The organism is Azonexus sp., from assembly GCF_049652925.1.
Taxonomy (GTDB): domain Bacteria; phylum Pseudomonadota; class Gammaproteobacteria; order Burkholderiales; family Rhodocyclaceae; genus Azonexus.
Window position 1 is genome coordinate 67,939 of the sequence record NZ_JBASFI010000039.1, and the last position, 19,817, is coordinate 87,755.

General features: G+C 58.9%; 22 protein-coding genes. 13 read left to right on the forward strand and 9 right to left on the reverse strand.

The genetic code is table 11. The features are described 5' to 3' along the window. The first annotated feature begins 52 nt into the window (after positions 1–52). Both WBK19_RS18160 and WBK19_RS18165 read left to right on the forward strand, forming a co-directional pair. Complete coding sequence (locus WBK19_RS18160) at positions 53–262, forward strand: hypothetical protein (protein ID WP_511292259.1); 210 nt, start codon at positions 53–55, stop codon at positions 260–262. Positions 263–326: 64 nt separating this feature from the next. After that, entirely contained in the window at positions 327–542 is a 216-nt protein-coding gene (locus WBK19_RS18165) for a hypothetical protein (RefSeq protein ID WP_511292261.1), read from the forward strand. Between the two features lie 72 nt (positions 543–614). Here the strand turns inward: WBK19_RS18165 and WBK19_RS18170 are convergent, their stop codons facing one another. Continuing rightward, entirely contained in the window at positions 615–1,121 is a 507-nt protein-coding gene (locus tag WBK19_RS18170; RefSeq protein ID WP_511292263.1) for an OmpH/Skp family outer membrane protein, read from the reverse strand. Between the two features lie 287 nt (positions 1,122–1,408). Between WBK19_RS18170 and queA the strand changes: the two genes are divergently transcribed. From queA to WBK19_RS18215, 9 genes are all read left to right on the forward strand, one after another. Beyond that, positions 1,409–2,482, forward strand: a complete 1,074-nt coding sequence (gene queA, locus WBK19_RS18175) for a tRNA preQ1(34) S-adenosylmethionine ribosyltransferase-isomerase QueA (RefSeq protein WP_511292265.1) — start codon at positions 1,409–1,411, stop codon at positions 2,480–2,482. Continuing rightward, positions 2,472–3,581: a tRNA guanosine(34) transglycosylase Tgt gene (gene tgt, locus WBK19_RS18180; protein WP_511292267.1), complete on the forward strand. Its 1,110-nt coding sequence runs from the start codon at positions 2,472–2,474 to the stop codon at positions 3,579–3,581. The genes queA and tgt overlap by 11 nt, the downstream gene beginning before the upstream one ends. A 45-nt stretch (positions 3,582–3,626) precedes the next feature. Beyond that, complete coding sequence (yajC, locus tag WBK19_RS18185) at positions 3,627–3,953, forward strand: preprotein translocase subunit YajC (protein ID WP_511292269.1); 327 nt, start codon at positions 3,627–3,629, stop codon at positions 3,951–3,953. Between the two features lie 48 nt (positions 3,954–4,001). Further along, a complete protein-coding gene (secD, locus tag WBK19_RS18190; protein ID WP_511292271.1) occupies positions 4,002–5,879 on the forward strand; it encodes a protein translocase subunit SecD in 1,878 nt (625 codons plus the stop codon). A gap of 12 nt (positions 5,880–5,891) precedes the next feature. Then, a complete protein-coding gene (gene secF / locus WBK19_RS18195) occupies positions 5,892–6,836 on the forward strand; it encodes a protein translocase subunit SecF (protein WP_511292273.1) in 945 nt (314 codons plus the stop codon). A gap of 585 nt (positions 6,837–7,421) precedes the next feature. Further along, positions 7,422–9,974, forward strand: a complete 2,553-nt coding sequence (locus tag WBK19_RS18200; RefSeq protein ID WP_511292427.1) for an ATP-binding protein — start codon at positions 7,422–7,424, stop codon at positions 9,972–9,974. Positions 9,975–9,976: 2 nt separating this feature from the next. Beyond that, positions 9,977–11,131 carry an ATP-binding response regulator gene (locus WBK19_RS18205; protein WP_511292275.1) on the forward strand — a complete coding sequence of 385 codons (1,155 nt, stop codon included), beginning with the start codon at positions 9,977–9,979 and terminating at the stop codon, positions 11,129–11,131. Then, entirely contained in the window at positions 11,100–11,768 is a 669-nt protein-coding gene (locus tag WBK19_RS18210) for a response regulator (protein ID WP_511292277.1), read from the forward strand. The genes WBK19_RS18205 and WBK19_RS18210 overlap by 32 nt, the downstream gene beginning before the upstream one ends. Before the next feature lie 161 nt (positions 11,769–11,929). Beyond that, the gene (locus WBK19_RS18215; RefSeq protein WP_511292279.1) at positions 11,930–12,736 is read left to right on the forward strand and encodes a Crp/Fnr family transcriptional regulator; all 807 of its coding nucleotides are present in this window, start codon (positions 11,930–11,932) and stop codon (positions 12,734–12,736) included. A 63-nt stretch (positions 12,737–12,799) separates the two neighbouring features. Here WBK19_RS18215 and WBK19_RS18220 read toward each other — a convergent pair whose 3' ends face one another. The 5 genes from WBK19_RS18220 to purB form a co-directional block, all read right to left on the reverse strand. Further along, entirely contained in the window at positions 12,800–13,492 is a 693-nt protein-coding gene (locus WBK19_RS18220) for a cytochrome b/b6 domain-containing protein (protein WP_511292281.1), read from the reverse strand. Between the two features lie 69 nt (positions 13,493–13,561). Beyond that, positions 13,562–14,017 (reverse strand): c-type cytochrome, encoded by a 456-nt coding sequence (locus tag WBK19_RS18225; protein WP_511292283.1) that lies wholly within the window; start codon positions 14,015–14,017, stop codon positions 13,562–13,564. 163 nt (positions 14,018–14,180) lie between these two features. Further along, positions 14,181–14,498 carry a DUF2322 family protein gene (locus WBK19_RS18230; RefSeq protein WP_511292285.1) on the reverse strand — a complete coding sequence of 106 codons (318 nt, stop codon included), beginning with the start codon at positions 14,496–14,498 and terminating at the stop codon, positions 14,181–14,183. Positions 14,499–14,600: 102 nt separating this feature from the next. Further along, positions 14,601–14,876, reverse strand: a complete 276-nt coding sequence (locus WBK19_RS18235; RefSeq protein WP_511292287.1) for a hypothetical protein — start codon at positions 14,874–14,876, stop codon at positions 14,601–14,603. Continuing rightward, on the reverse strand, positions 14,877–16,244 hold the full coding sequence (gene purB, locus WBK19_RS18240) for an adenylosuccinate lyase (RefSeq protein WP_511292289.1): 1,368 nt from the start codon (positions 16,242–16,244) through the stop codon (positions 14,877–14,879). It lies immediately after the preceding gene. 94 nt (positions 16,245–16,338) lie between these two features. On the opposite strand from purB, the gene WBK19_RS18245 reads away from it, so the two are divergent. Beyond that, entirely contained in the window at positions 16,339–16,947 is a 609-nt protein-coding gene (locus WBK19_RS18245; protein ID WP_511292291.1) for a glutathione S-transferase, read from the forward strand. A gap of 151 nt (positions 16,948–17,098) precedes the next feature. Further along, the gene (locus WBK19_RS18250; RefSeq protein ID WP_511292292.1) at positions 17,099–17,704 is read left to right on the forward strand and encodes an HD-GYP domain-containing protein; all 606 of its coding nucleotides are present in this window, start codon (positions 17,099–17,101) and stop codon (positions 17,702–17,704) included. A gap of 6 nt (positions 17,705–17,710) precedes the next feature. Here the strand turns inward: WBK19_RS18250 and mnmA are convergent, their stop codons facing one another. From mnmA to WBK19_RS18265, 3 genes are read right to left on the reverse strand one after another with little or no spacing between them, the layout of a single operon-like run. After that, the gene (gene mnmA, locus WBK19_RS18255) at positions 17,711–18,808 is read right to left on the reverse strand and encodes a tRNA 2-thiouridine(34) synthase MnmA (protein WP_511292293.1); all 1,098 of its coding nucleotides are present in this window, start codon (positions 18,806–18,808) and stop codon (positions 17,711–17,713) included. Beyond that, the gene (locus tag WBK19_RS18260; RefSeq protein ID WP_511292295.1) at positions 18,801–19,355 is read right to left on the reverse strand and encodes a hypothetical protein; all 555 of its coding nucleotides are present in this window, start codon (positions 19,353–19,355) and stop codon (positions 18,801–18,803) included. The genes mnmA and WBK19_RS18260 overlap by 8 nt, the downstream gene beginning before the upstream one ends. Continuing rightward, on the reverse strand, positions 19,355–19,804 hold the full coding sequence (locus tag WBK19_RS18265) for an NUDIX hydrolase (RefSeq protein WP_511292297.1): 450 nt from the start codon (positions 19,802–19,804) through the stop codon (positions 19,355–19,357). The genes WBK19_RS18260 and WBK19_RS18265 overlap by 1 nt, the downstream gene beginning before the upstream one ends. Between the last annotated feature and the right edge of the window lie 13 nt (positions 19,805–19,817).

Sequence of the window (19,817 nt, forward strand, 5' to 3'; positions counted from 1 at the left end):
ATGTTTAACTTGTTCCCTTCAGAATGCCCCGCCTAACCAAAGGTAGCGAACAATGAAAACGCTGATTGCCCTTGCCGCCCTGCTTCTCTCCGGGTGCGGCCTTGAAACCGCGGGAAGCGCGGCGACAGTGGGAAAACTACAGGCTGACCAGGCCAAGCAGGCGAAGCAGAACATTGACGCCATGAAAGCCGGCCTTGACGCAGCGAACAAGGAAACCGAGGCGAGAAACAAGGCATTGGAAGAAGCGGGAAAAACCGAGTAACACTGCCGCCCGTTTCTGGCACGGGTTCTGCAAGGAACCATGGTCACAGTAGATCGAGGTAACCATGTCCATCAGTTCAATCATGTCCAGCGGCATGCAAAGTTTGCAGGCCAGCATCAACCGTACAGCCATTGCCGGAAGCGGCCTGAATGTAGAAAACGATGACTTCTCCGGGAAGATGGTGGCCATGCGCCAGGGAGAAATTGAAGCCAAGGCAGCGGCAAACGTGATCAAGACCGGCGATCAGATTCTCGGCACGATCATCGATATCCGGGGGTAGTGCGGCAACCGTTGCCGCTCCCCCGGCAAAGCAGGCCGAAAACAATCCGGCCTGTTCCCAGCCTACGGGAGTTCAGTCCCCGGTCATTTTCTTGATGACTTTATCGGTCACATCGATTCTGCTGCTGACGGATACTGCTTCTTGGAGAATCAAGTCCCAGTGCTCGGACTTGGCCAGATCGAAGATGGCTTTATTGGCTTTTTCAAGCACGGCCGAAGTCTCTTCGTTCTGCCGTAGTTTGAGGTCTTCCTGGAACTCCTGCTGTTTGCGCTGAAAACTGACCGATATCTCGGCCAGTTCAGACTCCCTGGCTCGTCGCTGACTATCCGACAGCGAGGCGCCCTTGTCCACCAGCGCCGCCTGACGCGCCTTGATATCATTTTCGATGCGCAGCAAGTCCTGCCGGCGCACTTCGAACTCTGCCTGCATTTTTTTGCTGGCCTTGATGGCCGCAGGCGCCTCCCGGAAAACCCGTTCCAGATTGACGTAGCCAATCTTCAGTTCATCCGCGCAGGCCTTTTGAAAGATGGGCAGAACAACCAGACAGGACAGTAGCGCAAGCCGGAATCCCTTGAGCATGAAGCACCTCGATATTGGAAATTGGAACTAGTGTAGCAAGCCCGACAGTATCCGACGAATTCCTGTCGGCGGTCCACGTTCGAAAGCCGGTGATTATGTAACGGGAAGTGTTTGCTGCCAGGCTTGATCCGGCGAATGGTAGAATCCGGGCCTATTTTATTGACCAACCGAAACGACTTTCGATTGGACAGCCTGCCCGTTGATTGGTGCCATGAAGCCCCGGCCCGACAACGACAATACGGCTTTCCCTGCGCAAAGCCGTTCAAGTTTCCACCTGGATTCAGACCATGTCGTTGACCGTTGACGACTTCGACTTCCCTCTCCCGCCCGAACTGATCGCCCAGCACCCGGCCGCCGAACGCACGGGCAGCCGCCTGCTGCATGTCTGCGGCCAATTCCACGGTCAACTGGAATTTGATCGCAAATTTGAAAACCTGCCAGAACTGCTGAAAGCCGGCGACCTGCTCGTTTTCAACGATACCCGCGTGATCAAGGCGCGGTTTTTCGGTTGCAAGGAAACCGGTGGGCAGGTTGAAGTCATGCTCGAACGCATCGTCGATGCCACGCACGCCATCTGCCAGATTCGCGCCAGCAAGGCACCGAAGCCGGGAAGCAAAATGCGGCTGGGCGGGGCCTTCGAGGTGTGCATGACCGGCCGTGCCGGCACCGATGGCGATTTTTTCGCGCTCGAACTGGTCGACGCAACAGGCGACTTCTGGGAACTGGCCGAGCAGCACGGCAAGCTGCCGCTGCCGCCCTACATCGAACATCCGGCCGAAGGTACCGATGAAACGCGCTACCAGACAGTCTATGCCCGCCAACCAGGCGCCGTCGCCGCGCCCACGGCCGGCCTGCATTTCGACGAAGCGATGCTGGCAAAGCTACGAGCCCAGGGCGTCAACACCGCCTTCCTGACCCTGCACGTCGGCGCCGGCACCTACCGGCCGATGCGCGTCGAGAAGATCGCCGATCACCGCATGCACAGCGAGCGTTTCGAAATTCCGCAGGCCACGGCCGACGCCATCGCCGCGACCAGAGCTGCCGGCGGCCGGGTCATTGCCGTCGGCACGACCAGCCTGCGCGCCCTCGAATCGGCCGGCAACGAAGATGGCACGGTGCGCGTCGGCGCCGCCGAAACGAGCATTTTCATCACCCCGGGCTACCGCTTCAAGGTCGTCGACCGGCTGATCACTAATTTTCATTTGCCGAAATCGACGCTGCTCATGCTCGTTTCGGCCTTTGCCGGCTACGCCAACATCCGTGCCGCCTACGCCCACGCCGTGGCCGAGCGCTACCGCTTCTTCAGCTATGGCGACGCCATGCTTCTGGAACGAACTGGACAACCCTCCGATGCAATTTGAACTCCTCAAGACCGACGGCGCCGCCCGCCGCGGCACATTGACGCTGGCCCACGGCCAGATCCAGACCCCCGTCTTCATGCCAGTCGGCACCTACGGCACGGTCAAGGCGATGACCCCAAAGTCGCTGGAGGAGATTGGCGCCCAGATTTGCCTGGGTAACACTTTCCACCTGTGGTTGCGACCGGGACTGGAAGTCATCAAGGCACACAACGGCCTGCACGACTTCATGAACTGGCAGAAGCCGATCCTCACCGACTCGGGCGGCTTTCAGGTCTTCTCGCTCGGCGCCATGCGCAAGATCACCGAGGAAGGCGTCAAATTTAGCTCGCCGCACGACGGCGCCAAGCTTTTCCTGACGCCGGAAATCTCGATGCAGATTCAGAAGGTTCTGAATTCCGACATCGTCATGATCTTCGACGAATGCACGCCCTACCCGGCGACGCACGAAGAAGCCGCCAAGTCGATGCGCATGAGCATGCGCTGGGCGCAACGCTCGCGCGACGAACACAACAAGCTGGAAAACCACAACGCCCTGTTCGGCATCATCCAGGGCGGCATGTACGAAGACCTGCGCGACGAGTCGCTGGCTGGCCTCGACGACATCGGCTTCGACGGCATGGCCATCGGCGGGCTGTCGGTTGGCGAACCGAAAGAGGACATGGTGCGCGTCCTCGCCCACGTCGCGCCCCGCATGCCGACGCACAAGCCGCGCTACCTGATGGGCGTCGGCACGCCGGAAGACCTCGTCCGCTCGGTCAAGGCCGGCATCGACATGTTCGACTGCGTGATGCCGACGCGCAATGCCCGCAACGGCCACCTGTTCACCCGTTTCGGCGACGTCAAGATCAAGAATGCCCGCTACAAGCTCGATACCGGGCCGCTTGACCCCAGTTGCAGCTGCTATACCTGCACCCAGTTCACGCGCAGCTACCTGCACCACCTCTTCCGCCACGGCGAAATCCTCGGCGGCATGCTCAACACCATCCACAACCTGCATTTCTATCAGGTCATCATGGCCGAAATGCGCGCCGCCATTGAGTCCGGCACGTTCACCGAGTGGTCGGACGAGTTTGTCCGCAAACGGTCATCCGGCGAGTGATAGAATCGCGCGTTCTGAATTTCTTAGTTATCCGGAGTTACCACAATGATTAGCCTTGCCCACGCCCAGACCGCTGCAGCCTCCGCCGACCCGACGGGTGGCCTGATGCAGATGCTGCCGATGATCCTGATGTTCGTCGTGCTGTGGTTCTTCATGATTCGTCCGCAAATGAAAAAAGCCAAGGAACACAAGGCGCTGCTCGCCGCGCTGGCCAAGGGCGACGAAGTCGTCACCCAGGGCGGCATCGTCGGCAAGGTGACCAAGGTCGGTGACAGCTACGTCTCCGTCGAAATCGCCGCCAACACCGAAGTTGTCGTGCAAAAGCCGTCGATCGGTCTGGTTCTGCCCAAGGGCACGCTGAAGTCGCTGTAATCACCCCAAAGGGCGGCTTCGTGTCGCCCTTTTTGCTTTGAAGCCGCCATGAATCGCTATCCACTCTGGAAGTACATCACCATCGCCGTCGCGCTGCTGCTGGGCTTCGTCTATACCCTGCCCAACTTCTTCGGTGAATCGCCGGCTGTGCAGTTGTCCAGCGCCAAGGTCACGATCAAGGTCGACGCCAGGGCCCAGGCCCGTGTCGAGGATGCCTTGAAGACCGCTGGCATCACGCACAACGGCATCCAGCTCGATAACGTCGGCGTCAAAGTCCGCCTGACCAGCACCGACATTCAGTTGAAGGCCAAGGACATCCTGGAAAAGACCTTCAACCCGGATGCCGCCGACCCGCAGTATGTCGTTGCGCTGAACCTGCTGACCGCTTCGCCGCAGTGGCTGACCTCGCTGCACGCGCTGCCGATGTACCTCGGCCTCGACCTGCGCGGTGGTGTCCATTTCCTGCTGCAGGTCGACATGAAGGGCGCGCTGACCAAGAAGCTCGACTCGACCTCGGCCGACCTGCGTACCGTGCTGCGTGACAAGAACCTGCGCCACAGCGGCGTGAACCGCGAAGGTGAGCGCATCGTCGTCAAGTTCCGCGACGTTGAAACCCGCGACAAGGCCCGCTTTGCCATCGGCGACAGCCAGCCCGACCTGCTGGTCACCGAAGCCGGCGACGCCAGCGAACCCAGGCTGGTCGCCACGCTCAAGCCGGAAGCCCAGAACAAGCTCGGCGAATTTGCCCTCAAGCAGAACATCACGACCCTGCACAACCGGATCAACGAACTCGGCGTCGCCGAGCCGATCATCCAGCAGCAGGGCCTGGACCGCATCGTCGTCCAGCTGCCCGGCGTGCAGGACACGGCCAAGGCCAAGGACATCCTCGGCCGCACGGCGACTCTAGAAATCCGCATGGTCGATGACTCGACCGGTGCCCTGGAAGCCGCCTTGGCCGGCAACCCGCCGTTTGGCACCGAGGTTTACACCGAACGTGGTGGCCAGCCGCTGCTCGTCAAGAAACAGGTCGTCCTGACCGGCGATCGCCTGACCGACGCCCAGCCCGGCTTCGACAACCAGACCAACGAGGCTGCGGTTCACCTGACCCTCGACTCGGCCGGCGCCCGCATCTTCAAGGACGTCACGCGCGAGAACATCAACAAGCGCATGGCCATCCTGCTCATCGAAAAGGGCAAGGGCGAAGTCGTTACCGCACCGGTCATCCGCAGCGAAATCGGCGGCGGCCGCGTGCAGATTTCCGGCCGCATGAGCACCATGGAAGCCAACGATACGGCGCTGTTGCTGCGCGCCGGCTCGCTGGCTGCACCGATGGACATCATCGAGGAACGCACCATCGGCCCGTCGCTGGGTGCCGAGAACATCAAGAAGGGTTTCCACTCGACGATGTGGGGCTTTGCCGCCATCGCCGTCTTCATGATCCTTTACTACCAGATCTTCGGCGTCGTCTCGGTCATCGCCCTGGCCTCCAACCTGCTCTTCCTGGTCGCCATCCTGTCGCTGTTGCAGGCCACGCTGACCCTCCCCGGCATCGCCGCCATCGCGCTGACGCTCGGCATGGCAATCGACGCCAACGTGCTGATCAACGAACGGGTGCGCGAGGAACTGCGCAACGGCATGCCGCCGCAAGGCGCTATTTCGGAAGGCTACGAACGCGCCTTCGGGACCATTCTCGACTCCAACATCACGACGCTGATCGCCGGCCTCGCCCTGCTGATTTTCGGCTCCGGCCCGATCCGCGGCTTTGCTGTCGTCCATTGTCTGGGCATCCTGACCTCGATCTTCTCGTCGGTCTTCGTCTCGCGCGGGCTGATCAACCTGATCTACGGACGCCAGAAGAAGCTGACCAAGGTCGCTATCGGTCAACTGTGGAAGCCAGCCGCTGCCACGGTCAACGGCAAAAAATAAGGAAAAACGAAAATGGAATTTTTCCGCATCCAGAAAGACATTCCGTTCATGCGCCATGCGCTGACGTTCAATGTCATTTCGCTGCTCACCTTCATCCTCGCCGTCGTTTTCCTGTTCACCAAGGGCCTGCACCTGTCGGTCGAATTCACCGGCGGCACGCTGATCGAAACCCACTACCAGCAGGCCGCCGATCTCGAAAAGATTCGCGGCGCGCTGGGCAAGGCTGGCTTCACCGACTACGCCGTACAGAACTTCGGTTCGTCGCAGGACGTCATGATCCGTCTGCCGCTGAAGAGCGAGCAGAACACCAACCAGATCGGTGAATCGGTCATGAAGTCGCTCGAAGCCGAAGCGCCGGGCGCCGAACTGCGTCGCGTCGAGTTCGTCGGCCCGCAAGTCGGCAAGGAACTCGCCGAAAACGGCGCAATGGCGCTGCTGCTCGTCGTCATCGGCATCGTCATCTATCTGGCTTTCCGCTTCGAATGGCGCTTCTCGGTCTCGGCCATCATCGCCAACCTGCACGACGTGGTGATCATTCTCGGCTTCTTCGCCTTCTTCCAGTGGGAGTTCTCGCTGTCCGTGCTGGCCGCCGTCCTCGCCGTGCTCGGCTACTCGGTCAACGAGTCAGTCGTCGTCTTCGACCGGGTCCGTGAAACCTTCAAGAAGGTCCGCGGCCTGACCACACCGCAGGTTCTAGACCACGCCATCACGAGCACCATCAGCCGGACCATCATCACCCACGGCAGTACCCAGCTCATGGTCCTCTCGATGCTGATCTTCGGCGGCGAAACCCTGCACTACTTCGCCATGGCCCTGACCATCGGCATCTGCTTCGGCATCTACTCCTCGGTCCTCGTCGCCAGCCCGCTGGTCATGTGGCTCGGCGTCTCGCGCGAGCAGTTCATCGTCAAACCCAAGGTCATCGAAGGCGCCAACGAGGACGGAGCTGTCGTTTAAGCGAATCCCACGGTCAACCAGGTTTACTACGTGAAAAGTAAAAAGCCGCCAAACTGAAATTGGCGGCTTTTTCATTTTGGGTGATTGGTGCCCATTCCGGACCTTCGCGCCAGCGTAGGCCCCACGGCTGCAATCAGAGTCGATCAGTGCGATTAGAAAATGACATTAGGCTTACCATTGCTGCCACTTAACCAAGCCGTTCAGAGCTCCCGGTTTCCAGTTCTTATCGGACCTCGGCCGCAGATGCACGCTGATTCCAGTTGTCACGCTCGCTGACTATCTGCACCTCCTGCCGTGCGAACTACTACTATCTGTGATGAGCGACGCTGCCCTGCACCGGCTGATCGGGAGCAAGAGCGCGGCCAGTAGCGCTACAGACTGCTAATTGACTGGATTTCATTGACAAATCGTTTCCAACACACCGAGAATTTACCGATTATTCAGGGCGATCTACTCTGCTACAGAGTTCGGAGCACATCGTCTTTTCATTGGAGTGCCGCCTTGCCCGATATCTGGCGGCATCAAGGATAGGGAATGTGGGACCGAAGACCTTTTCTCTCACGGCCTGGCGGCAAAACGCTCGTGATGCTTGTTGTCGTCTGGACGATCCTTGTACTCTCGTCCCTGCTGGCCCAGCGCGAACAGCTGAACCGGACGGCCAGCGCCCTGGCCCGAATCGACGCGATTGCCAATCTAAAAAAAGACATGTCAATTCGCAAGTGGGCATCCAGCGTCGGCGGCGTTTTCATTCGAGAGGAAAAAGTCCCCTCATTCAATTCGCTTGAGGAAGCCGAGCGTATTACTGTTGAACGGGGAAATGGTGAAGTTCTGCGCCTGATTTCGGTTACGCCGATACACCTGCTTCTCGCCATCCAGGAAACCAGCAATAACGCCTTCGGCGGGCGCGAGCGCCTGACCTCGAAGCAGTTGCGTAACGTCGAGAACGCGCCCGACGACTGGGAAGCCAGTGCACTGGATGCACTGAGCAAAGGCTCCGAAATGATTACGGAATCCGTCCCAAAGAGAGGTTCGCATGGGCTCATGCGCGCGATGATTCCGATGCGCATGGAAAAGGAATGCCTGGAATGCCACCGCGACACACTGGTCCCAGTGGGCGGTCTGCGCGGCGGCGCGACCATATCGATCAATCTCAACGCCTATCGGACCGCCCAAGATCCGACCTGGCGGGCAATCCAATTCTGGCACCTAGGTATCTGGACCATCGGGCTGATCGGTTTTATGAGTTTTAGCTACTTTGCGCGTCGTCGCGATATCGAAAAGGCCCGGCTTGATGAGGAGCGCAATGAAAACGAGATGGCCTTCGGTGCCATGGCCGAGGGTGCAGTCATCACAGATGCTGAAGGAACAATACTCTGGGTCAACGATGCATTCTGCCAAATCAGCGGCTACCCACGCGAGGAAGTGATTCGCCAGAACCCCCGCGTGCTCAAGTCGGGCCGGCACGATGCCGAGTTCTATCGGAGGCTCTGGACACAGTTAACGGAAAGCGGGCACTGGCGCGGAGAAATGTGGAACAGGCGCAAATCCGGCGAAGTATTTCCCGAGGAAATCTCGATCCAGGCGCTGAAAGGGGCCGATGGTCGCATCCGACGCTACATATCGATCTTTTCGGATATCACCGAGCGCAAACGCATTGAGAAGGAATTACAGGATTATCGGGAAGACCTAGAAAAACTGGTGCGCCAGCGCACCGAGGAACTAACCGAGGCACGCGATGCTGCCGAGGCGGCCAACCGCTCGAAATCTACTTTCCTGGCAAACATGAGCCACGAGTTGCGAACTCCGCTCAACGCCGTCATCGGTTTTTCTCAACTGATGGAAAAAGACCCCGCTCTGGTGGATACGCAACGGCGCCACATTGAGATCATCAATCACTCGGGCAATCATCTGCTGACCTTGATCAACGATGTTCTGGAACTCTCAAAAATCGAATCAGGCAAAGTTGAAATGCGCCGTGAAGACGTCTATCTCGCACGCCTGCTCGAACAAGTCGTCGATATGGTGCAACTGCGTGCCGAACAAGCCGGGCTGGCGCTGGATCTAGAAAGCGAAAGTCTCCCGACGACCGCCGTCCTCGACCCCCTGATGTTGCGGCAGATCCTCCTTAATCTACTCTCCAACGCGATCAAGTTCACGACAGAAGGAAAGGTATCATTGAGAGTGTTCGGGGCGGATCAGGGGCACGACATCGTTCGCTTGACTTTCTCCGTGCTTGACACCGGTATCGGCATCCGGCCGGAAGACCAGGTACGCATCTTTCGCCCGTTCGAACAGGCCGGCCCGCCTCAGCAAGGCGGCACCGGGCTAGGCCTGAGTATCTCCGCACAATATGTTGGCATGATGGGCGGGCGCCTGACTCTCGAGTCGAACCCGGGCATCGGCTCGTCGTTCAGTTTCATGATCGACGTTCCGGTCGGTAGCGGCAACCTGACAGTCGCACCACCAGGGCAAGTCGTCGCCCTTGACGCGGCGCAACAAGGCCGCCTAGTTCTGGTAGTGGACGACATGCCCGAAGCACGCTTGCTCGTCCGCTCCCTGTTGGAACCGTATGGCTTCAGGATCTGCGAGGCTGCCGGCGTCGCTGAGGCCGAGGCCGAACTGGCCTTCAACTCGGATCTACCTGATCTTATTTTCCTAGACTGGTTTTTGCCTGATGGCAGCGGACTGTCACTCATTCGACAGATACGCAGCCAAGATCAAACATGGCAGCCGCGCATCGTCATGCTGACCGCAAACGCGCTCGAGGAAAGCCGCCAGGAAGCACTGGCCGCAGGTGCCGACGATTTCCTGAGCAAGCCCTACGAGGAAGACGAGCTTTACTCAATCGTCGAAAAGCAGTTAGCGATTCGATTTACCCGTCAGCTGATCCGAAATGTGCCGGCGTCACCCTCGGTGGCTGGAGGAATTTCAGCCGCCGACCTGCTCGGACTGCCACCAGAAACCAGGGCACAATTGGCACACGCCGCACTCTCCCTGAACCCCCAAAAAATCGCCGACGCCCTGCATTATCTGGCCCAGGCCCACCCCGAACTGGCACAAGGTCTGGCCGAATTCTCGGATCCAAGCCGCTACCAGCGTCTATGGCAGGTACTGGGCATTCTCGACAGAGAGGAATAAGCATGACCGACAGCTTGATTAGGCGTACCGAAGTCATGGTTGTCGAAGACACGGCAGCTTCACTAGCATTGCTCAGCGAACTGCTGGCTCAAGCTGGCTACACCGTTCGTCCAGCACCTGGTGGCGCCATGGCCCTGCGTTCAGCGCAGGCTAGCCCCCCCGATCTGATCTTGCTCGATATACGGATGCCCGGCATTGACGGCTACGAGGTCTGCCGCCGCCTGAAGAATGATGCACGAACCAGGGACATCCCGGTGATCTTCCTTTCCGCCCTACGCGATGAAGCCGACACCTTGCACGGCTTCGAGTTGGGGGCGGTCGATTTCATTGCAAAACCCTACCGACCTGAGGAGGTTCTCGCCCGTGTCCGCACCCATGCCGAACTACACCGATTGCAAAATGGCCTCGAAGAGCGGGTCCGGGAGCGCACTGCCCAATTGCTGGAAGCTCAGGCTAGCCTGTTCGATTCGCAGAGCAGGCTGCAGGAACTGACTGGATTTCTACAGAACGTGCGCGAGGAAGAGCGCACCCGCATAGCCCGCGAGTTGCATGATGAACTGGGCCAGGCTCTGACCTCATTGCGCATCGATCTCGGCTGGCTTCGCGGCAAGTTTGAAAACAGCGGTGAGGCAACGGTCGACCGCGTAAGTGGAGCCTATGCCCTGGTCGAACGGACAATCGAGGCGCTGCGTCGCATATCGGAAGGTCTTCGCCCCGGCATGCTCGATGTGCTCGGGCTGGCAGCGGCCGTCGAACACCACGTGAACCAGTTTGAAGAACGTAGTGGGATAGCATGCTCGCTAGCGATGAATCGCGAGGAATTCAAGATCGACGGCGAACTGGCCACCAGCATTTTTCGCCTGATTCAAGAAGCGCTGACTAACGTGCTACGCCATGCCGCTGCCAGCCACGTGAGTGTCTTCATCAACGACGACGCAGGTAACATACGAGTCTGCATCGAAGACGACGGCCAAGGGTTTCAGCCCAACCAAGGCAAAAAAACCTTCGGCCTGCTCGGTATGCAGGAACGAGTCAAAATGTTGGACGGAAAGATTGAAATAACCAGCCAACCGGGTCAAGGGAGCCGGATTTTTGCCACTTTTCCTTACCGGGATACTCAAGAAAATGATCCATGTCCTGATTGCCGACGACCATGACATCCTGCGCGCGGGTCTCAAACACATCCTTCACGAGACAGGCGACATAGTCGTTGCGGGCGAAGCCAGCGACGGTTTCCAGGTGCTCGATCTGGTTCGCTCCGGTCAATGGGATGCGCTGGTCCTGGATCTGACCATGCCAGGCAAGAGTGGCATTGAGCTGATCCGCCAGATCAAGGGCGAATACCCCATGCTGCCTATCCTGATTCTCAGCATGCACAAGGAAGATCTTTACGCGGTTCGCTCCTTGAAGGCCGGCGCTTCGGGCTATCTGTGCAAGGACAGCGCCGAGGCGCTCCTCGCCGAGGCAATACGCAAAGTGGTCAGAGGTGGCTTGTTCGTCAACCAGGCAGTTGCCGAAAAACTAGCACTGGACATGCTAGCGGGACCAGGAAATGGCCCTGCTCATAGCCGGTTGACCGACCGTGAATATCAGGTGTTCATCCTCATTGCCCGGGGGCACGGGGTCACTGAGATCGCCAGGGAGCTCAATCTGAGCGTCAAGACAATCAGCACCCACAAGACGAGAATTCTGGAAAAAATGAATTTGAGCAACACCGCCGACCTCATCCACTATGCCATTCACAATCAATTGATTGGCAGCCCTGACGGTCTCGGCACCTTGGATGCTCATTGACTGGAGAACTGCGCTGCCCTAGGAATATTCCTACCCGCAATCAGACAGACTCCTAAGCTAGATTCAGTGAATCTCCCCTATATGGAGCAGACCGCCAAATCTAAACTGATTTCACACACCAGCCACGCCTTGTGGCGAGCAGAAATCAGGATATTTTTGACATGCCCCTTTCAAGCCATCGTTATGTGTGCCGACAACGAGAAGCAGACAAACCAGTTTGCATCGCGGCCCAACTCTCTGCACAGCCCTTATTCAATACCCTTTCGACCACTGAAATCGAGCAACTTGCAGCTACTGCACGCTATATTCGAGTCAAGAAGGGAGAAGTTCTGTTTCGCAAAGGAGACCCGTGCCACGGCTTTCATGTCATTGTTTCAGGCAAGATCAAACTCCTCTTCAATTCGCCGGGCGGCACCGAGAAAGTTGTTGAAATATTGACAGCCGGCCAAACCTTCGGCGAATCGGTAATGTTCATGGAGCAGCCCTACCCGCTCGACGCCCAGGCCTTGAACGAGTCAAGATTGATCTACGTGACCAGAGGCGCGGTGCTACAGGCGCTTGAGTCCAATCCGGTTCTGGCCCGAAATCTGATCAACAGCTTGTCGACAAGCCTCTACCAGTTTTTCAAGAATCAGGAATTTACCGGCAACCGCGCCAGCAAGCAGCGTTTCGCCGATTACATCCTGCGTCAGATAGACCCCGGCGATGCCGACGAAATCTTTCCAGTCGTTATTCTGCCCGCCAGCAAGGGAACCATCGCCTCCCACCTTGGGATCACGCCAGAGCATTTCTCCAGAATTCTCCACGAACTGGCCGAGAGCGAATTGATTGCCGTTCGCGGCAAGCGGATCGAAATCTTGGACATGACACTGATTCAGGAACTTCGGGAAGGTGGCGATGAGAAGTGCTTCATGCCATTAGATAGAAAATCAATTTTTGTAAGCCATGAAATGCTTGCACGTTACTGAAACTGCAGCTACTTAAGCTCGCAAGGTCAGCGCCCTAAGGACCTAGGCGAACCCCCAGGGCAATCACCAGCTTGGCGTTTCCACCACTGCCGACGGCGGCAGCGGCTCAGGTAGCCAGGCGCCACTGGCGCCATAGACGGCCAAACATGCAATGACCAAGGCCACTACCAACGCGATGATGCCACCGCCCCTGGCTGGCTCGCCGGTCGCCCCCTCCTTCCAGCCGGTCAGCATCGGCTTGACCAGATTGTCTTTTTTGAAGTGGCCATGGAAGATGACGGCGCCGACATGGAGGACGACGAGGGCGATCAGGACATTCGAAAGCAGGTGGTGGATGCCGCTCAGGCGGTCGCTGAGCGATTTGTCAATCAGTTCGAACAAGGGGCCGACGAAGGCAATGTCGTCGTTGGAAAACAGGCCGCTGGTGACTTGCACGGTCAACAGGAAAATAAGGCTGAAAACGGAAAGGCCGCCGAGCGGATTATGGCCGAGGCCGCGCCATTCGCCTTTCAGGTAGACCTTGATCCTGGCCGGCGTCGGGAAGAACTGGGCGAAGCGCGCGTAGGTCGAACCGGCGAAGCCCCAGACGAGACGAAAGGCGATCAGGCCGACGATGGCCAGGCCGATCTTGCCGTGCACTTCGATCAGATTGCCGCCCAGCTGCCCGCTGACGACCGCGGCGATGACAGCCAGCACTAGCAGCCAGTGAAACAGGCGGGTCGGCAGATCCCAGAGGCGAATTCGTTGCTTGTTCATGTCCTGACCTTTTGAAACCGGAAAAAAACAGGCACCCGCAGGTGCCTGTTACTGAGGGGATAGCCCGGATTATTTCTTGACCTTGAAGTCGTCATGGCAGCCCTTGCAGCTAGCGCCCAGCTTGCCGAATTGCTCCTTGGCGGCGGTGGCATCGCCCGTCGCGGCAACCTTGGCCATTTCGTTGGCTTCCTTGACGAAGGCACCGGCCACCTTGCCGACACCTTCCTTGTTGGTGAACAGTTCCGCCTTGACGCGGGTGTCTTCCCAGCCCTTGCCCTTGTCGCTACCCGGCACGTACAGCGCGCCCATGCCGGAATTGGCGATGGCCTGGATGGCGTTGGCGGCCTTGATCACTTCGTCCTTGTTGTAGGTGCCTTCAACATTGGCCTTGATGCGGCCCATGTTCCAGGCCATGAAAACGTAGCCGGACTGGCGGAACTTGATGGCGTCTTCAACCTTGACCTGCGCGGCGGCAGTACCCGCCAGAGTGACGGTCAGCAGGGCGAGCAAAAGCTTGGATTTCATTGTGTATTCTCCGATTTCATTGAGGAAAGGTGGGCTGCATCGGGTAAACGATCAAGACCCGCGATTTATTCCATCAAAATTATAACTTGCTAATATGACAATGCCCCGAATATTGCCATGAGCATTTTTCACGGTCATGTTGAAGCGTTTTGAACAGCCTGAATCAGACCGCGAAAACGTGCTTGACACGCAGCGCCGGGGCGCCTTGCTCGATGGCGATGAGGCGGGCGATGTTCGGATGTTTGCCCGGATTGGCGCGCTCGTCTTCGGTGTGCTCGGCGAAGATTTCCATGCCCTTTTTGGCGGCCTCGACGTTGATCGAACCGTAGGTTTGCGCCAGATGGTTATACACCGCCAGCGAACCCTGGCTGCCCGCCTTGTTTTCGATGGCGGCAACAACATTGCCATCGGCGTCGAGCAGGTTGATGGCGGCCAGGTGCGAAATGCCCGGCAATTTCTTGAGGTTTTCGGCAAAAGACATGGATGACCTTTCGTGGATGCGGACGGGGAAGCCGCCCCCCGCCCCGACTATTTCATTTTTCGGCGTTTTTTTCCGGTTGACCGTAGCAATCGGCCGGGCGCCCTACTTCCATTCCCGTTTGGCTTTGACCAGACCGATGATCAGCCCAGTGACAAAGCTGACGGCCGGCACGATGAAGGCAATCGCCTTGATGCCGCGCTCGGCGCCAAAATCGAAGAGCAGCCAGGCGGCGGGCAGCAGGCCGAGGAACAGGCCGATCAGCCCGCCCCGGATGCCACCGTTGATCACCTGGCGGTCAGTCGTCTTGCGCTCACCGGTGCAATGCGGACAGTAGATGGCGTCGGCCGGCACTTCCTGCCCGCATTTGGCGCACTGCATTTAGATGCGCTTGGCCAGTTCGGCCGCCTTGCCGGTGTAATCCCACGGCGTCAGCTTGAGCAATTCAGCCTTGGCGGCCTCCGGGATTTCCAGCGTCGACACGAAGGCCTGCATGCCTTCGCGCGAAACGCGGGTGCCGCGGGTTAGCTCCTTGAGCTTTTCGTAGGCGTTGGGCACGGCGTAGCGGCGCATCACGGTCTGGATCGGCTCGGCCAGCAGTTCCCAGTTGGCGTCGAGGTCGGCCTGCATCACGTGGGCGTTCACTTCCAGCTTGTTCAGACCTTTGAGCAGCGAATCGTAGGCGAGCAGCGTGTAGCCGAGGCCGACGCCCATGTTGCGGAGCACGGTGGAATCGGTCAGATCGCGCTGCCAGCGCGAGATCGGCAGCTTTTCGGCCAAGTGCTTGAGCACGGCGTTGGCCAGCCCGAGATTGCCTTCGGAATTCTCGAAGTCGATCGGATTGACCTTGTGCGGCATGGTCGACGAACCGATTTCGCCGGCCTTGACCTTCTGCTTGAAGAAACCGAGGGAGATGTAACCCCAGATGTCACGGTCAAGGTCGATCAGGATGCTGTTGGCGCGGGCGAAGGCGTCGAACAGCTCAGCCAGCGCATCGTGCGGCTCGATCTGGATGGTGTAGGGATTGAAAGTCAGGCCAAGCGATTCGACGAAACGCTTGGCAAAACCTTCCCAGTCGTAGCCGGGATAGGCGATCAGGTGGGCGTTGTAGTTGCCGACGGCGCCGTTGATCTTGCCAAGCAACTCGACAGAAACGATGCGGACTCGGGCGCGCTCGAGGCGGTAGGCGACGTTGGCCATTTCCTTGCCGAGCGTCGTCGGCGTTGCCGGCTGGCCGTGCGTGCGGCTCATCATCGGCACTTCGGCGTTGACGTGGGCCAGTTCCTTGAGGCGGGCGATGACCTTGTCGAGCGAGGGCAGCATGGCCTGTTCGCGGGCGCCCTGGCACATCAGCGCATGCGACAGGTTGTTGATGTCTTCGGAAGTGCAGGCGAAGTGGATGAACTCGCTGACCTTGGTCACTTCGGCGTTGCCCTTGGTGTTCTTCTTGATCCAGTATTCGAGCGCCTTGACGTCATGGTTGGTGACGGCTTCCTCGGCCTTCACCTCGGCCGCCTGCTCGACGGTGAAGTTGGCCACCAGCGCATCAAGCTCTGCCACGGTCGACGGGGAAAAAGCGGCAATTTCCGAAAAGTGCGGCTCGGCGGCTAGCGCCTTGAGCCACTCGATCTCGACCTTGAGGCGCGCCTTGATCAGGCCGAATTCGGAAAAATGCTCGCGCAGGGCGTCAACCTTGCCGGCATAGCGGCCATCGAGCGGGGAAAGCGCAACCAGGGGATTGAAGGTCATGGAATCATCCTTTTCAGTAAGCCCGCCATTTTACCCGCCCGGCGAAGGCGTCGCCATACGCTATAATCGAACTCCCCAAATCAGAGAGCTCACGATGAAGCTGATCGGCTCCCATACCAGCCCGTTTGCACGAAAAGTGCGGATCGTGCTGGCCGAAAAAAAGATCGACTACGAATTCGTCATCGATTCACCGTGGACGGAAGACAGCAATGTCCCCGACATCAACCCGCTCGGCAAGATCCCTGTGCTGGTGCTGGACGATCACACGCCGCTGTTCGATTCGCGGGTCATCGTCGAGTACATCGACAACGTCACGCCCAACAACAAGCTATTCCCCGCCCCCAATCGTGAACGGACCGAGGTCAAGCGCTGGGAAGCCTTGGCAGACGGCGTGCTCGATGCCGCGGTGAGCGCCCTGCTCGAAGGCAAGCGCCCGAAAAAAGAGCAAAGCGCCAGCTGGATCACGCGCCAGCACGGCAAGGTCATGCGCAGTCTCGACTTCATGGCCAAGGAACTCGGTGAAAAGAGCTTCTGCATGGGCACCCACTTCTCGATGGCCGACATCGCCGTCGGCACGGCACTGGGCTATCTGCGCTTCCGTTTTCCGGAAATTGACTGGCAGGAAAACCACGCAAACCTGGGCAAGCTCTACGACAAGCTGATGCTCCGCGCGCCATTTGCGGATACCGTTCCGCACGACTGAGATGCCCTATCGGCCGGCAAAACGGGGGCACATGCGATCCTCCTGGTCATTGGTCGAGCAGTTTTCACTAGCCAATCGCCAAAGAATTGAAACCTTGGCGCAATCCGAAGGTCGACTCTCGCATGAGCTCATCTGCATGAGGAACCCGGCCGTGAACTGCACCACAGACACCAGTCCGCTGGGCACCATTGCCCGCACCCTGAGCGTTGCCCTCGGGCAGCGCGACCACCATACCCGCGCGCACTCCGACCGGGTCGTCCAGTTGGCTGCCGGGCTCGGTTATCACATCGGCCTTAGCGAAGAAGAAATAGAGTTGCTGGCGCTTGGCGCCCAGTTTCACGACATCGGAAAAATCGGCATTCCCGACCGCGTTCTGCACAAGCCGGCATCGTTCGAGGAAGACGAGTGGGCCTGCATGAAACAGCATGCCGAAATTGGCGAACGCATCATTCTCGCCATTGATGGCGACAAAGCCTCGAACGTGGCCAAGACCGTCCGTCACCACCATGAACACTTCGATGGTTCCGGCTACCCCGACCGGCTTTCGGGAACCGACATTCCGCTTTACTCCCGGATCATCTCGCTGACTGACAGCTACGACGCAATGATCGATACCCGCAGCTACCAACGCGCCCGGTCGCATGGGGTCGTCATGGGCATCCTCGAGCAGGAAAGCGGAATCAAACACGATCCCGACCTGCTCCACGCCTTCACGACCGCCATCGAAAAATCGTCCCTGCGCGGCAAGGACGCTTGATCAAACTCAGCGGATAACGCCGCCACCCAGACAGACGCGGCTCTCGTAGAGGACTACCGACTGCCCCGGGGTGAGTGCCCACTGCGGCTCGGCAAAGCGGATTTCGCAGCTTTCGCCATCGACTCGTTCCACCTCGCAGGGCTGGTCGGCCGTCCGGTAGCGCGGCTTGGCGGTATAAACCCAGTGCGTATGCGGCGCCTGCGCCGACACCCATGACAGCTGCTCGGCGACCAGATCGTCGCGCAACAAGGCCGGATGATCGTGGCCCTGGACGACATAGAGCACGTTCTTTTCCATGTCCTTGCCGACGACAAACCAGGCGTCGTGGTCGCCGCCGCCCGGCTGGCCTTTTTCCTTCAAGCCACCAATGTGCAGACCCTTGCGCTGGCCCATGGTGTGGAACATCAGGCCATCGTGCTCGCCGAGCACCTTGCCATCGTCGAAGCGACGAATTTCGCCCTTCTTCGGCGGCAAGTATCGACTCAAAAAATCCTTGAACGGCCGTTCGCCAATGAAACAGATGCCGGTCGAATCCTTCTTCGCCGCCACGTGCAAGCCTTCCGCCTCGGCGATCTTGCGCACCTCGCGCTTATAGATGTCGGCCAGCGGAAACAGCGTTTTCGACAACTGCGACTGATTCAGGCGATAGAGGAAATAACTCTGGTCCTTGGTGCCGTCCTCGGCCTTGAGCAACTGGAATTCGCCATTGAATTCGCGCACGCCGGCGTAATGGCCGGTGGCAATCTTGTCGGCGCCGAGCTGCATGGCGTGGTCGAGGAAGGCCTTGAACTTGATTTCGGAATTGCACAGGATGTCCGGATTCGGCGTCCGCCCGGCCTGGTATTCGCTGAGGAACTCGGCAAAGACGCGCTCGCGGTATTCGGCGGCGAAATTGACCACCTCGACATCGATGCCGATGCGGTCGGCAACGCTCATCACGTCGATCAGATCCTGGCGCGAAGAGCAGTATTCCTCGGTGTCGTCGTCTTCCCAGTTCTTCATGAACAGGCCGATCACCTTCCAGCCCTGGCGCTTGAGCAGCAAGGCTGCCACGGAGGAATCAACGCCGCCGGACAAGCCGACGACCACGGTTTTTTCAGACATCGGGCCCAGCCCCTTTCTTCCATTCACCCAGCGGCAAAATCACCGCTGGCTGTCCATTATCAACGAACCAGCTATCGACGACGAAGCGTGGCGCATCGCCAGCCGTTTTTTCCTCGATCACCGCCGTCCAGTGCACAAAAAACAGCTTGGCGACGCCCCGCTCCACCGGATCGAGAACGTTATGCCAGCGCAGGTAGCCCCGCGCTTCGAGCAGCTTGAGCAGACGCGTCGTCGAGGTCGAGTGATCAACGCAATCCATCTTTCCCGAGACATGCCCATCATCGAAATTGCCGCCGCGATCGTTGTGGATGTCCGACTGCTCTCCGGCCCAGGCGTAGAGACGACCGATGACCCCGGATATCATTTTTCGCTCATTTTCCGGGTTGACCGCAGCAAACAGCATGCGCCGCACTTCGCCGAGCTGCCCCTCGGTGTAACGAATATCCGCCTGCGCCAGACAACCGTAGCCGTAGCAGATACGCACCGTTTCATCGGCCGCAACCACGCCCGAAAACGCCAGCAACAAGGCGAGCAGCCAGCGACGCATCAGTCGAAATGCACGAGCAGGTCGAGCGGACAATTCTTGCCGGCAATGAAATCTTCAATGCAGCGCAGGATCAGCGGGCTGCGGTGCTTTTCCTGTGTCGCCCTGACTTCAGCTAGCGTCAGCCAGCGGGCGGCGACAATGCCGTCATCGAGCTGGCGCCCCGCCTCGTAACCGCGCAATTCGCCAGCAAAGGCGAAGCGCAGATAGGTCGTATCTTCCTTGGTCGGATGCGTCCAGTTATAGACGCCGACCAGATGCGTCGGCTTGAAGTGGTAAGCGGTCTCTTCGAATGCCTCGCGGGCCACGGCGGCAAGCAGCGACTCGCCTTCTTCGAGATGGCCGGCCGGCTGGTTGAAGGCCAACCCGGCCTCGGTTTCCTCCTCGACCAGCAGGAATTTTCCGTCACGCTGGACTACAGCGGCAACAGTAACGTGGGGTTTCCAGACCATGGTGAAGCTCTAT

What these genes read in the sequence shown, in the direction of transcription:
- WBK19_RS18160 (WP_511292259.1), top strand. Translation starts at nt 53, where the DNA reads ATGAAAACGCTGATTGCCCTTGCCGCCCTGCTTCTCTCCGGGTGCGGC.
- WBK19_RS18165 (WP_511292261.1), top strand. Translation starts at nt 327, where the DNA reads ATGTCCATCAGTTCAATCATGTCCAGCGGCATGCAAAGTTTGCAGGCC.
- WBK19_RS18170 (WP_511292263.1), bottom strand. Translation starts at nt 1,121, where the DNA reads ATGCTCAAGGGATTCCGGCTTGCGCTACTGTCCTGTCTGGTTGTTCTG.
- queA (WP_511292265.1), top strand. Translation starts at nt 1,409, where the DNA reads ATGTCGTTGACCGTTGACGACTTCGACTTCCCTCTCCCGCCCGAACTG.
- tgt (WP_511292267.1), top strand. Translation starts at nt 2,472, where the DNA reads ATGCAATTTGAACTCCTCAAGACCGACGGCGCCGCCCGCCGCGGCACA.
- yajC (WP_511292269.1), top strand. Translation starts at nt 3,627, where the DNA reads ATGATTAGCCTTGCCCACGCCCAGACCGCTGCAGCCTCCGCCGACCCG.
- secD (WP_511292271.1), top strand. Translation starts at nt 4,002, where the DNA reads ATGAATCGCTATCCACTCTGGAAGTACATCACCATCGCCGTCGCGCTG.
- secF (WP_511292273.1), top strand. Translation starts at nt 5,892, where the DNA reads ATGGAATTTTTCCGCATCCAGAAAGACATTCCGTTCATGCGCCATGCG.
- WBK19_RS18200 (WP_511292427.1), top strand. Translation starts at nt 7,422, where the DNA reads ATGCTTGTTGTCGTCTGGACGATCCTTGTACTCTCGTCCCTGCTGGCC.
- WBK19_RS18205 (WP_511292275.1), top strand. Translation starts at nt 9,977, where the DNA reads ATGACCGACAGCTTGATTAGGCGTACCGAAGTCATGGTTGTCGAAGAC.
- WBK19_RS18210 (WP_511292277.1), top strand. Translation starts at nt 11,100, where the DNA reads ATGATCCATGTCCTGATTGCCGACGACCATGACATCCTGCGCGCGGGT.
- WBK19_RS18215 (WP_511292279.1), top strand. Translation starts at nt 11,930, where the DNA reads ATGCCCCTTTCAAGCCATCGTTATGTGTGCCGACAACGAGAAGCAGAC.
- WBK19_RS18220 (WP_511292281.1), bottom strand. Translation starts at nt 13,492, where the DNA reads ATGAACAAGCAACGAATTCGCCTCTGGGATCTGCCGACCCGCCTGTTT.
- WBK19_RS18225 (WP_511292283.1), bottom strand. Translation starts at nt 14,017, where the DNA reads ATGAAATCCAAGCTTTTGCTCGCCCTGCTGACCGTCACTCTGGCGGGT.
- WBK19_RS18230 (WP_511292285.1), bottom strand. Translation starts at nt 14,498, where the DNA reads ATGTCTTTTGCCGAAAACCTCAAGAAATTGCCGGGCATTTCGCACCTG.
- WBK19_RS18235 (WP_511292287.1), bottom strand. Translation starts at nt 14,876, where the DNA reads ATGCAGTGCGCCAAATGCGGGCAGGAAGTGCCGGCCGACGCCATCTAC.
- purB (WP_511292289.1), bottom strand. Translation starts at nt 16,244, where the DNA reads ATGACCTTCAATCCCCTGGTTGCGCTTTCCCCGCTCGATGGCCGCTAT.
- WBK19_RS18245 (WP_511292291.1), top strand. Translation starts at nt 16,339, where the DNA reads ATGAAGCTGATCGGCTCCCATACCAGCCCGTTTGCACGAAAAGTGCGG.
- mnmA (WP_511292293.1), bottom strand. Translation starts at nt 18,808, where the DNA reads ATGTCTGAAAAAACCGTGGTCGTCGGCTTGTCCGGCGGCGTTGATTCC.
- WBK19_RS18260 (WP_511292295.1), bottom strand. Translation starts at nt 19,355, where the DNA reads ATGCGTCGCTGGCTGCTCGCCTTGTTGCTGGCGTTTTCGGGCGTGGTT.
- WBK19_RS18265 (WP_511292297.1), bottom strand. Translation starts at nt 19,804, where the DNA reads ATGGTCTGGAAACCCCACGTTACTGTTGCCGCTGTAGTCCAGCGTGAC.